This window comes from Burkholderia sp. ZZQ-2 (assembly GCF_050768715.1).
GTDB lineage: Bacteria > Pseudomonadota > Gammaproteobacteria > Burkholderiales > Burkholderiaceae > Burkholderia > Burkholderia cepacia.
This window is the reverse complement of sequence record NZ_LDVA01000273.1, coordinates 24,018-35,954: the sequence shown is the minus strand read 5'-3', so window position 1 is coordinate 35,954 and position 11,937 is coordinate 24,018. Positions and strand designations below refer to the sequence as shown.

Genomic DNA, 11,937 nt, shown 5'->3' with positions numbered 1-11,937 from the left:
AGCGGTGTGTTCGGCGTGCACCATTCAAACAGAGTCATTTACCGAGGCATGACGATGATCAAGACCGATGCATGGGTTCTCTACGCAGGACCGGAACCGAGCAGGAAGCAGGCGCCCGTGGCGGGCGAGCTGCGTCGCGAGACCTTCGAATTCTCCGATCTGGAAGCCGACGAGGTGCTGGTCGAGCCGCTGTACGGATCGTGGGAGGCGAACCTCGACCACGCGCTGTCGCGCAATCCGGTCGACATCTGCCGGCAGCGCCGCGAGGACAAGATCGTGCTCGGCAACGGTGCGCTGGTGCGCATCGTCGAGCGCGGCAGCGGCGTGAAGACGCTGAAGGAAGGCGAGATCTGCATGGTGATGCCGTTCGGCAAGCGCGACGAATACGGGTTCGCCGAGCTCGTCTACGCGTACGACGCGCCGGGCACGATCGGCGTGATGGCGCAGCGGACCAAGATGCGCGCCGACAACCTCGTGGCGGTGCCGACGGACAGCCGTCATTCGCTGCTGCAATGGGCGACGTACGGCCGCTACTTCACCGCGTGGGACAACTGGAAGGTGGCGTCGACGTGCTGGCGCTCGCAGCTGCCGGACGTCGATCCGGCCGACTACCTGGTGTTCGGCTGGGGCGGCGGCACGACGCTCGCCGAACTTCAGCTCGCGAAGCGCGAGGGTTTTCGCGTCGCGATGACGGCGAGCAACGACCGGCGCCTCGAGGAGCTCGCGAAGCTCGGCATCACGCCGGTCGATCGCCGCAAGTTCCCGAACCTCGCGTATGACGACGAGCGCTACAAGACCGATCCGGAGTACCAGGCGAGCTATCGCGAGTCGGAGCGGGTGTTCGCGGAGACGATCGCGGAGCTGAGCGGCGGCCGCGGCGTCGCGATCTTCCTCGACAACCTCGGCGGCGCGCTGTATCGCGCGACGATGCGCGTGGTCGGCCGCACGGGTATCGTCACGACGGTCGGCTGGAAGACCGGGATGCGCCTGTGGAACCTGCGCGCGACGGAGTGCATCAACCGCCGCCTGCACATCCACACGCACGCGTGGCGCTACGACGACAGCATCACGATCCGCGATTTCCAGGAAACGAGCGGCTGGATCGGCGAGGAACCGACCGAGATCTTCGATTTCGACGAGGTGCCGAAGCTCGCGTCCGACTACCTGAACGGGAAGATCCAGACGTATTTCCCGATCTACCGGATCAACGCCGTCTGAGCGGCAGGTCGCGCGCCGCGCCCGCATCGCTGCAAGACGATTAGTCGTGCAGATGATGGCGATGTGCGGCGCGCCGTGCAATCCATCTGACTGGAGAACGGCATGGCCACTGTGGAAATGGGGGGCGTCGACGCCGGTGCGGCGTCGGACGCGTCCAAACCGGCGCCGCTCGACGGCATTCGCGTGATCGACGCCGCGACGTTGTTCGCGGGCCCGCTCGCGGCGACGATGCTGGCGGACTACGGCGCCGACGTGATCAAGGTCGAGCATCCGGACGGCGATCCGGCGCGCAAGTACGGCGCGCGTCGCGACGACGTGCCGTTGTGGTGGAAGGTGCTCGCGCGCAACAAGCGGGCCGTCACGCTGAATCTCGGCACGGCCGACGGCCAGCGGATCTTCCGCGAGATGGCGGCGCAGGCGGACGTGGTCGTCGAGAATTTCCGGCCCGGCACGCTCGAACGCTGGGGGCTCGGTTACGACGTGCTGTCCGCGATCAACCCGCGGCTCGTGCTCGTGCGGGTGACGGGCTTCGGGCAGTTCGGCCCGTATGCGAGCCGCCCCGGCTTCGGTACGCTGGCCGAGGCGATGAGCGGGCTCGCGTCGGTCACCGGCGAGGCCGACGGGCCGCCGCTGCTGCCGTCGTTCCCGCTCGCGGACACCGTCGCGGGGCTGAACGCCGCGTTCGCGATCATGACGGCGCTGAAGGCGCGCGAGCACACCGGGCGCGGCCAGGTCGTCGATCTCGCGATCATCGAGACGATGCTCGCCGCGATGGGCGCGCAGGTCGCGAGCTACGACCAGACGGGCCGGGTGCCCGAGCGCACCGGCAATCGTTCGCCGAACAATTCGCCGCGCGGGGTGTACCGCACGTCGGACGGCAAGTGGGTCGCGCTGTCGACGTCGGCGCACAGCATCGCGGAGCGCGTGATGCGCCTCGTCGGCCGTGAGGACCTGATCGACGAACCCTGGTTCGCGAACGGCGCCGAGCGCGCGAAGCATGCGGATGAACTGGATGCGGCGGTCGGCGGCTGGATCGCGCAGCGCTCGCGCGACGACGTGATCGCCGAGTTCGAGCGTGCGCAGGCGGCGGTCGCGCCGATCTACGACGTCGCCGACGTGCTCCGCGATCCGCAGTACGCGGCGCTCGGCTCGGTCGTGTCGGTGCCCGACGCGGAGCTCGGCGCGTTCCGCACGCACAACGTGCCGTTCCGGCTGTCCGACACGCCCGGTGCGATCCGCTGGGGCGGACCGGCGCGCGGCACGCACAACGACGAAGTATTCGGCGCATTGGGGCTGGAGCGGCACGAGATCGCCGATTTGACCGAACGGGGCATTGTATGAAAACCAGCGCAACCTACCGCAGTTACCTCTACGTGCCCGCGCACAAGGCGCAGGTGGTGGACAAGGCGTATGCAAGCGAAGCCGACGCCATCGTGCTCGACCTCGAGGATGCCGTGCCGGCCAGCCACAAGGCCGAAGCCCGCGAGGCGGCCGCCGCGATTCTCGCGGAAGGCCCGCCGAAGCCGACCTACGTGCGGATCAACCCGATCGGCAGCCCGTGGTGCCGCGACGACGTCGACGCGATCGCGCAGCCGGCGCTCCAGGCGCTGCGGCTGCCGAAATGCGACCTGCCGCAGCATATCCAGGAAGTGGCGGGCTGGCTCGACGCGCTCGGCAGCGATGCGGGCATCCAGATCCTGATCGAGTCGGCGTACGGTGTCGAGACGGCTTACCAGCTCGCGACCGCGTCGCCGCGGCTGGAGCGCATCGGGCTCGGCGAGAGCGACCTGCGCGCGGACCTGCAGATCGGCGTCGACAACTTCACGCTCGAGGTGTGCCGCGCGCGCTGCGTCGTGGTGTCTCGCGCGGCGGGGCTCGCCGGGCCGATCCAGACCGTCTATCACACGCTGCCCGATCTCGACGGGCTGAGGGAATCGACGCTGCGCGCCAAGTCTATGGGGTTTCTCGGCCGCTTCGCGATTCATCCGTCGCAGCTCGCGGTGATCAACGAGGTGTTCACGCCGTCGGAAGACGAGATTCGCGCAGCCGAGCGGGTGCTCGAGGCGGTCGATGTGGCAGCGGGCAAGGCCTCGGCGTCGTCGGTCTTCGTGCTGCCGGACGGCCGCGTGGTCGCGCCGCCGCTGATCGCCAACGCGCGCGTGACGCTCGCGCTCGCGAACAATCTTCGACTCAGTGGAGCACTGGCATGAGCACACCCGAGACGCTTTCCGCTCCGGCGGCCACCGCCGATCCGGTCGCACCGGGCCGGCCCGCGCCGCCCGACGGCATCGTCGGCGCGCTCGGCCGCTTTGCGGCGGAGGTGCGCGCCGGAGGGCTGGAATACCGGCTGCGCGTCGAGGCCGCCGCGCGCGTGCTGGACGTGGTCGGCAACAGCCTGATCGCGCACGACGAACCGGTCGTGCAGTCGGTGCTGCAAGTCGCGCGGCGCTGGGCGGGCACCGGCCCGGCGAGCGTGATCGGCGCGCCCGACCGGCTGCCGGCCGCGAGTGCCGCCCTCGTCAACGGCACGCTCGCGCATGCGATGGATTTCGACGATTCGCACATGCTGTCGGTGCTGCATCCGAGTGCGTCGGTGATTCCGGCCGCGCTCGCCGCCGCGCAGGCGAGCGGCGCGTCGGGCGCGGCGCTGCTCGATGCGATCACGGTCGGCACTGAGGTGTGCATCCGGCTGGGCGTCGCCGCCTACAACGAGCGGCTCGGCAATTCGGTGTTTTTCGAGCGCGGCCAGCACGCGACGTCGATCTGCGGCACGGTCGGCGCGGCGGCGGCCGCGGCGATGCTGCTCGGGCTCGACGCCGCGCAGATCGCGGCGGCGCTCGGCATTGCCGCGAGCATGGGCGCGGGCCTGCTCGAAGCGAACCGCACCGGCGGCTCGGTGAAGCGGATCCACTGCGGCTGGGCGGCGCATGCGGGCGTGAGCGCGGCGGAACTGGCGGGCGCGGGCGTCACCGCGCCGCCGACCGCGCTCGAAGGCCGCTTCGGCTTCTTCCATGCGTGGTGCGGCGACCTCGCCGACGTCGACGCGGTGCTGCGCGACCTGGGCGACGAATGGGAGACGAGCCGGATCATCTTCAAGCCGTATCCGTGCAACCACTTCACGCATCCGGGCATCGACGCGGCGCTGCAACTGAAGGCGCAAGGCGTGACGGCGGACGACGTGGTGTCGGCCGAGCTGCGGGTCGCGACGTCGACGCTGCGCACGATCGGCGAGCCGGCGGAGTTGAAGGCGAATCCGCCGAACGGTTATGCGGCGGCGTTCTCGGGGCCGTACACGGTCGCGGCGGCGCTGCTCGGCGGCGGTGGGCTCGGCGTCTGGTTCGACGATTTCGACGATGCGCTTGCGCGGGACCCCGCACGGCGCGCCCTGGCTGCGAAGGTGCGTTGCGTGGCCGATCCGTGGTGCGATGCGCGCTTCCCGCATTTCCTGCCGGCCGTGCTGCGCGTCGAGCTGCGCGACGGGCAAGTGCGCGAGGCGTGGATCGAGTCGAGCAAGGGCACGAATTCGCGGCCGCTGACCGAACAGGAACTCACCGCGAAATTCGTGCTGGCGGCGAGTTCGGCGCTCGGCATGGAGCGCGCGCTCGCGCTGCGCGACGCGGTACGGTCGCTCGCCGACGATGCGCCGCTCGATGCGCTCGCGGCGCTGACGTCGGGCACTGAAGGAGGACACCGATCTTGAATGCACCCCGCTGGAAAAAGCGGCCGCCCGGCTCGAACTGGGGCGACTTCGGTCCCGACGATCAGAAGGGGCGGCTGAACTGGCTGACGCCGGACAAGGTGCGGCAGGGCGCAGCCGAAGTGCGGGAAGGGCTGTCGTTCTCGCTGAGCCTGCCGCTCGACGTGCCGCGCGGCGGCGGGCTGAACGCGCGGCGGCGGCCGCCGGCGATCATGCCGGCGCTGCTCGGCGACAAGCCGTATTTCGGTTATCGCGCGGACGAACAGGTTGCGAACGCAACCGATGTGGTCTGCGACGATTCGTTCTGCATGCACTCGCAGTTCTCGACGCAATGGGACGGCCTGTCGCACGTGGGCGGCGTGTTCGACGCGGACGACGACGGCGTGCCTGAAATCGTGTTCTACAACGGCTTCCGGATGGGCGAGCATCTGCGGGTGCCGCAAGAGGGCGACGCGACGGGCGGCGCGCGTGCGCTCGGCATCGAGGTGATGGCGCAAACGGGCGTGCAGGGGCGCGGCGTGCTGATCGACCTGCGGCGTCATTTCGGCGACGCGCGCACGAAGGTCGGCTTCGCGCAACTGATGCAGGTGATGGAGGCGGACCGCGTGCAGGTCGAGCGCGGCGACATCGTCTGCATTCACACCGGCTTTGCGGATCTGCTGCTGCATGACGACGGCGGGTCGCCGGCGACGGTCGCGAGCGCGTGCGTGCTGGACAGCAGCGATGCGCGGCTGCTGCAATGGATCGACGAATCGGGGCTGGCCGCGCTCGTGGCCGACAACCATGCGATCGAGGAACGTCCGCAACATGCGCAGCCGCTCGCGCAACCGGGCGCGCTGATGCCGCTTCATGAACTGTGCCTGTTCAAGCTCGGTATTCACCTCGGCGAGCTGTGGCACCTGACGCCGCTCGCGAACTGGCTGCATGCACACGGCCGGAACCGGTTTCTGCTGACCGCACCGCCGCTGCATATCCGCGGCCTGGTCGGCGCACCGGCGAATCCGGTCGCGACCGTTTGAGCTCGCGGGCGGCCGCCGGGGCGGCGGTCGTCCGCATTTTTTTGCAATGCGACCTTTTTTCAAAAATCGCGAATCAAATGGCCGATTGGCACGGTACCCGGAAGAATCGATGCGAAACGGACCCACTAATTTAAAAAATTAACCAATACCGCTCGATACCTAAAAATATAGATACGTCAAGATTGGACTATTCTTGTGCATTGCACTAAATATCAGGGGATTGCTCCGATTGCGGAATTTCGCGATCGCAATCGGAGGCGGTGTTTAACCTGTTTAGTGGATGGTCGCAAACATGAATCTACGTTCGATCGATCTGAACCTGCTGGTCATACTCGATGCGCTATTGACGGAGAAACAGGTCACACGGGCCGGCCAGAAGGTCGGCCTCACGCAGCCGGCCGTCAGCAACGCGCTGGCGCGGCTGCGGTTCCTGTTCAAGGACGAGATCCTGGCGCGCACCGCGGTCGGCATGGAGTTGACGCCGCGCGCACAGGCGCTGGCGATGCCGATTCGACAGATCATGCAACAAATCGAGGAATTATTTGAATCGGATTATCAATTCAATCCTTTTACGTCCGAGCGCCATTTCACGTTGCGCATGTCGGATCTCACCGAATTGCTTTTGCTGCCGGCTCTGCTGCGCTGCATGCGCTTGACCAGTCCGAATATCGGCATGGACGTCGTGCACATGAGTGCCGCCAAGACCGCCGACGCACTCGAATCGGGGCTGCTCGACCTGGCGATCAGCGCCGGCCTCGAACATTCGGGCACGCTGTCGTCGCAAATCGTGTTTCATGACCGGATGGTCTGCGTGATGAGCCGCAGCCATCCGGAAGCGGGCACGCCGCTGACGCTTGAACGGTTCCTCGCGCTCGATTTCCTCAACGTGACGATCAATCCGGTCGACCACAGCCTGGTCGACAACCTGCTTGCGAACATGAACTGCACGCGGCGCATCGCGCTCAACGTGCCGCACTGGCTCGTCGTGCCGAACATGCTGGATGCGCTGCCGTACGCGGTGATCATGTCGGAGCGGCATGCGCTGAGCCTCGACGATGCGCGGCTCGTGATCCGCGACCTGCCGCTCGCGATGGAGCCCGTCGCGTGGTCGCTGTACTGGCACCGGCGCTACGACGGCAGCAACGCGCACGCGTGGTTGCGCAGCCGCATCGTCGAGGTCGCGGAAGCGCTCGAACGGCACGGCGTCGCGGCGGAAGCTTAGGGTTCGTTCACGCAGGTCAGCCGACGACGAGCAGCGGCGGCAGCGTCGCGACGTCGGGCTGCTCGTCGAGCCGCCACAGGTAATCGAGCGCCGCGCGGATCTGCGCCGGGCCCCAGTGCCGCCGGCAGTTCTTCGCGAACTTCGCTTCGTAGTCGTCGCGCCGCATCGGCCGCGTCGGCGAGCCGGGCAGGTCGTCCACCTGCTTCGTGCAGGTCGACCCGTCTTCGCACACGGCCGTCACCCGGTTCGGCGCGTGCGCGGGATAGCGGGCGGTCAGCGCCGGGTCCTCGCGCACCGTGATCCGCTCGATCAACGCGCGCAGCGCCGGATCGTGCAGCGCGTCGGGCCGGTAGCTCTCGGTCGTGATGTCACCGTCGAGCATCGCGCGCGCGACGATGTACGGCAGGCTGTGATCGGCGGTCTCGTGCGTCGACGGCGCCCATTTTTCGCGGTCGCGGCCGGCCGTCACATAACCGACTGCGGTCGTGTCGATCTCGATGCGCCGGATGCGGCGCAGGTCGCCGACTTGCGCGGCGACGTCGAGCGCCGCCGGAATCGCGGTTTGCGTGAGCCCTTGCGCGGGATAGAACTTCACGAAGCACTTGCCGATCCGGAACGCGCCGCCGCGCCCGCCGAATTCGCGCGTGTCGACGGCGAACGGCCCGGACACCTGCGGAAAGAATCCCGCCATGCCTTCGAAGATCGGCGCGGGGCCGGTCAGCCCGGCCCGCGCGAGCTGCGTCGAGAACACCGCGTTGCGCGCCGCGTCCGCATCGGCGAGCGCCTTCCAGTTCGACAATTCCTGGACGCGCGTCTGGTTCAGCGCGAGATGGCTGTTGATCGACAGGTTCACCGCCTGCACCAGCTGCGGCGCGGGCATGCGCATCAGCTTGCCCGCGGCGAGCGCGACGGCGGGCAGGCTGTAGCACGTGTGATCCCAGCCGCGCGGGCTGATCGCGGCGGCGTCCATCAGCCGGCACGCGATCTCGTAGGCGATCGCGATCGACAGGATCAGGTCGCGGCCGTTCGCATGCTGCGCTTCGGCGACCGCGAGGCACGCGGACATGTTGTCGCTCGGATGGCCGGTCTCCTTGCCGGCGTACGCGTCGTTGAAATCGTAGTAGCGCAGTGCGGTGCCGGTCGCGAACGCGGCGAGATCGGGGCTCGTGCGCTGGTTCGTGCCGACGATTGTCGACACGCCGCCCGGCGACGCGAGCGCCGCGTCGCGCGCGATCCGCACCGGACGTTCGTCGTGCGCGGCGATCGCGCAGCCGAGCGCGTCGATCAGGTGCGCCTTGATCGTTTCGATCGTCGCGGCGTCGAGGTCGCGATACTGCAGCCCGGCCGCGTAGTCGGCGAGCTGCTGCGCGAGATCGGGGCGGCCGGGGCTGACGCCGGCGGCCGGCAGTGCGCCCGCGCGGGCGTGAGCGAACGGCAGCGCGAGCGCCGCGCCGGTCAGCGTGGAAAGGAAGTGGCGGCGGTTCATTGTGCGAAGACTCCGAAGGTTCCTGAGGCTGGGGAGAGGCGAGGTCAGAACAGCTTGCGCAGGCCGAGTGCCAGGCCCGCGCTGCTGGCGCGGTCGCCGGCCAGCGTGTAGTGGAGGAAGTTGTAGTTGTAATTGTCGAAATCGAGCGCGGCGCGGCGCGCGTAGCCGCCCGCCAGGTACAGCGTGACGGCTTTCGACAGGAAGTAGTTCAGCTGCAGCGTGACCTGCTGCGGGTTGGCCGGGTGCGGCGTGGGTGTCTGCGCGTTCGGCGCATTCTGCGCGCGGATGTCCTCGTAATAGAACGCGCCGATCGCCTGCAGGTAAGGGGTGATCGCGTAGCGCACGCCGGCCCACCAGAACGTGTAGCGCGTCACGACCGACGGCGCGGCGACGCCGCTCTGGCCGTGCGTGACGCCGGCCAGCAGCTGCGCACGTCCGATGGACGCGATCGCGGCGGCGGCGTAGCGGCGGAAATGCGCGAAGCCGCCCGGCTGCGGCGTGTTGACGTTGTCGAACGCCGCGGCGAGCGAGAATGCGCCGCCGGCATAGTCGAAGCCGGCGCCATAGGCGGCGTTCGACTGGAACGCGCCGGGCGTGCCGCCGAACGAATAGTGCGTTTCGAGCGTCAGCGGGCCGATCTTCGCCAGGTACTTGGCGACGTTGTTCTCGCGGAAGTTGACGCCGACGATCGCGCCGGCCGGCTCGTACAGCGTCGAGTACGCGCCCGTCGGCGAATAGCGCTCCATGACGTCGAACAGCGTCGTGTACTGGTGGCCGAGCCGCAGCGCGCCCCAGCGCTCGTGCTGCAGCCCGACCCATGCGGAGCGGTCGAAGCCGCCCGCGCCGGTGCCGGTACCGTTGTTCAGGTTGATGCCGCTTTCGAGCCGGAACGCGGCCTGCCAGCCGCCGCCGAGTTCCTCGACGCCCTTCAGGCCCCAGCGCGAGCCGCTCTTGCCGCCCGACGCCATCCGCACGAGCGATGCCGACGACTTGTCGCCGGGCGCGGCCTGATGGGTGAGGAATTCCGTATAGATGTCGGCCACGCCATACAGCGTGATCGTGCTCTGCGCGCAGGCGCCGGCCGATACGAGGCCCAGTCCGCACAGTGCGGACATCCGCTTGCCCATGGTTTGTCTCCTTCCAGGGTTTGTTCTTTGTTTGAGTTCGGCGCCGCGCCGGTCGAGCGGTGCGGCGGTGCGGCGGGGCGGCGCTATCCGGGCCGGGTGGTGAACGGACGGCATCGTGACGCGGCGCGTGCGCGCACCGCGCGACGCGCGCATGGACGCGCGACGATGAAGGGCGGCGCCCGCATTACCGGGGCACGCCGTCGGCGCGCGCCTGTACCGCCGCGTGACGTGCGAGCACGCGCTTCGCGCGGGCGACGCCGGGCGCGTCGACCATCCGGCCGTCGACGCGCAGCGCGCCGCGCCCGTTCGCGCGTGCGTCGTCGTAGGCGGCCAGCACCGCGTGCGCGTCGCGCACCGCGGCGTCGTCGGGCCGGAACGCACGGTTGAGCGCGCCGACCTGCAGCGGGTGGATGCAGGTCGCGCCTGCATAGCCGAGCTCCGCGGATGCGCGCGCGATGCGCTCGAACGCGTCGAGATCGCGCAGTTCGTCGAGGCCGCCGATGAGGCCGAGCGGCAGGATGCCGGCGGCGCGCGCGGCGATGATCAGCAACTGTTTCGGCACGCGCAGCACATCGGCGCTCGCGCCGCTTTCGCAGTTCAGCGCGAAATCGCCGCCGCCCAGCATCATCGCGACGACGCGCGGCGACGCCTGCGCGATCCGGTCCATTGCCTGGAACGCGCGCGGCGTTTCGACGATCGCGACGATCCGTGTGCGGCCGGGCGGCGCGCCGGCTTCTTCTTCGAGCGCGGCCAGCAGTTCGTCGATCGCCTCGATGTGCGAGCCGCCGCGCACCTTCGGCAGCACGACGCCGTCCACGCCGGCCCGGACGGCCGCGCGCAAGTCGGGCACGAGCTGGTCGAGCGGGCCGTTGGCGCGCACCAGCAAGTCGCGGCCCGGCGCGCGCAGCGCCGGCACGGCGTCGGCCAGCCCGTCGCGGGCGGCTGCCTTGCATGCGGGCGGGACGCTGTCCTCGAGATCGAGGATCAGCGCATCGGCGTCGCTCGCGGCGGCCGATGCGACGAAACGGGGGACGTGCGCGGGGACGTACAGCAGCGAGCGCCAGACGGGTTGTGACGATGAATTCATCTACGGTCTCATAAAATGAAAGTCACTTTCATTTTTGTGATGGATGACCGCATTCGTCAAGATTATCGTTAACGCCTAGTATCAGGGATCATTGCAGGATGATGACCGAGCGAAGCTCTGCGGATTCATGTTGATGTCATCGATGATCTGCGTATAATGAAAGTAACTTTCATTTTTCTATGCCGGCCAGCGTAACGTGGCACCGACCTGACACGAACAGCCCGGCATCGCACGAGGTGGACATGAACAAGGTGGAGACAAGCAGTCCGGCAGAGGGCGGCGTGGCCGCGGTCAACCGCGCGCTGACCGCGCTGCTGGCATTCGGCAACGCGCCCGGCGGGCTGATGCTCGCGCAGGTGAGCGAGGAGACGGGGCTCAACATGAGCACGCTGTTGCGGATGTTCGAGTCGCTCGAGCAGTTCCGCTTCATCAAGCGCTTGCCGGACGGGCGCTATGTGCTGGGGCCCGCCGTGTTCCAGCTCGGGATGATGTATCGCGAGTCGTTCCAGCTGCGCGAGTACGTGATGCCGATCCTGTCGAGACTGTCGGCGGAAACCGGCGAGACGGCCGCGTTCTACGTGCGTGAAGGCGACCAGCGCGTGTGCCTGTTCCGCATCCAGGCGCAGCGCTCGGTGCGCACGCACCTGCGCGAGGGCGACCGCTTCCCGCTCGACGTCGGCGCGGCCGGCCGTGTGCTGCTTGCGTTCAGCGGCACGCGCGGCGGCGACTACGAGAAGACGGCCGAGCAGGGCTACGCGGTATCGATCGCCGAGCGCGATCCGGAAAGCGCGGCGATCGCGTGCCCGGCATTCGGCGTCGGCCGCGTGCTCAGCGGCGCGATCTCGCTCGGCGTGCCGCGGTATCGCTTCAACAAGAAGGTGCTGGCCGACTACCTGCCGCGCGTGCAGGCGGCCGCCGCCGAGCTGACGCATGCGCTCGGCGGCGATCTGCCCGCCGCAGGCGCGGCATTTCGCGCGGCCGACCAGCTCGGCGCGCTGCTCGAGTAGCGCCGCGCGCGGCTGAGCGCGCCTCGAAGTCCGCCTTGCAGTCCGCCTCGCACGACGCATACACCAACCAGGAG

At 68.7% G+C, this 11,937-nt stretch carries 10 protein-coding genes; 7 read left to right on the top strand and 3 right to left on the bottom strand.

The window, feature by feature from the left end; all coding sequences use genetic code 11:
- Nucleotides 1-54 precede the first annotated feature (54 nt).
- The 6 genes from ABY44_RS21195 to ABY44_RS21170 all read left to right on the top strand — a co-directional run bounded on the left by ABY44_RS21195 (nucleotide 55) and on the right by ABY44_RS21170 (nucleotide 7,156).
- A complete protein-coding gene (locus ABY44_RS21195) occupies nucleotides 55-1,218 on the top strand; it encodes a quinone oxidoreductase family protein (RefSeq protein WP_027792762.1) in 1,164 nt (387 codons plus the stop codon).
- Between the two features lie 102 nt (nucleotides 1,219-1,320).
- Nucleotides 1,321-2,559, top strand: a complete 1,239-nt coding sequence (locus ABY44_RS21190) for a CaiB/BaiF CoA transferase family protein (protein ID WP_060174416.1) — start codon at nucleotides 1,321-1,323, stop codon at nucleotides 2,557-2,559.
- Entirely contained in the window at nucleotides 2,556-3,428 is an 873-nt protein-coding gene (locus ABY44_RS21185; protein ID WP_060174415.1) for an HpcH/HpaI aldolase/citrate lyase family protein, read from the top strand. The genes ABY44_RS21190 and ABY44_RS21185 overlap by 4 nt, the downstream gene beginning before the upstream one ends.
- Nucleotides 3,425-4,918: an MmgE/PrpD family protein gene (locus tag ABY44_RS21180; protein WP_060174414.1), complete on the top strand. Its 1,494-nt coding sequence runs from the start codon at nucleotides 3,425-3,427 to the stop codon at nucleotides 4,916-4,918. Before ABY44_RS21185 ends, ABY44_RS21180 begins: the two co-directional genes overlap by 4 nt.
- Nucleotides 4,915-5,934 carry a cyclase family protein gene (locus ABY44_RS21175; protein ID WP_059699430.1) on the top strand — a complete coding sequence of 340 codons (1,020 nt, stop codon included), beginning with the start codon at nucleotides 4,915-4,917 and terminating at the stop codon, nucleotides 5,932-5,934. The genes ABY44_RS21180 and ABY44_RS21175 overlap by 4 nt, the downstream gene beginning before the upstream one ends.
- 292 nt (nucleotides 5,935-6,226) lie before the next feature.
- Nucleotides 6,227-7,156 carry a LysR family transcriptional regulator gene (locus tag ABY44_RS21170; RefSeq protein WP_059699660.1) on the top strand — a complete coding sequence of 310 codons (930 nt, stop codon included), beginning with the start codon at nucleotides 6,227-6,229 and terminating at the stop codon, nucleotides 7,154-7,156.
- A gap of 16 nt (nucleotides 7,157-7,172) precedes the next feature.
- Here the strand turns inward: ABY44_RS21170 and ABY44_RS21165 are convergent, their stop codons facing one another.
- The 3 genes from ABY44_RS21165 to ABY44_RS21155 all read right to left on the bottom strand — a co-directional run bounded on the left by ABY44_RS21165 (nucleotide 7,173) and on the right by ABY44_RS21155 (nucleotide 10,856).
- Nucleotides 7,173-8,642 (bottom strand): MmgE/PrpD family protein, encoded by a 1,470-nt coding sequence (locus tag ABY44_RS21165; protein WP_060174413.1) that lies wholly within the window; start codon nucleotides 8,640-8,642, stop codon nucleotides 7,173-7,175.
- A 44-nt stretch (nucleotides 8,643-8,686) separates the two neighbouring features.
- The gene (locus tag ABY44_RS21160; RefSeq protein ID WP_060174412.1) at nucleotides 8,687-9,769 is read right to left on the bottom strand and encodes a porin; all 1,083 of its coding nucleotides are present in this window, start codon (nucleotides 9,767-9,769) and stop codon (nucleotides 8,687-8,689) included.
- 184 nt (nucleotides 9,770-9,953) lie between these two features.
- A complete protein-coding gene (locus tag ABY44_RS21155; RefSeq protein WP_060174411.1) occupies nucleotides 9,954-10,856 on the bottom strand; it encodes an HpcH/HpaI aldolase/citrate lyase family protein in 903 nt (300 codons plus the stop codon).
- Nucleotides 10,857-11,098: 242 nt separating this feature from the next.
- On the opposite strand from ABY44_RS21155, the gene ABY44_RS21150 reads away from it, so the two are divergent.
- Nucleotides 11,099-11,863, top strand: coding sequence for an IclR family transcriptional regulator (locus tag ABY44_RS21150; RefSeq protein WP_048027293.1), 765 nt, complete (start codon nucleotides 11,099-11,101; stop codon nucleotides 11,861-11,863).
- Nucleotides 11,864-11,937: the final 74 nt, after the last annotated feature.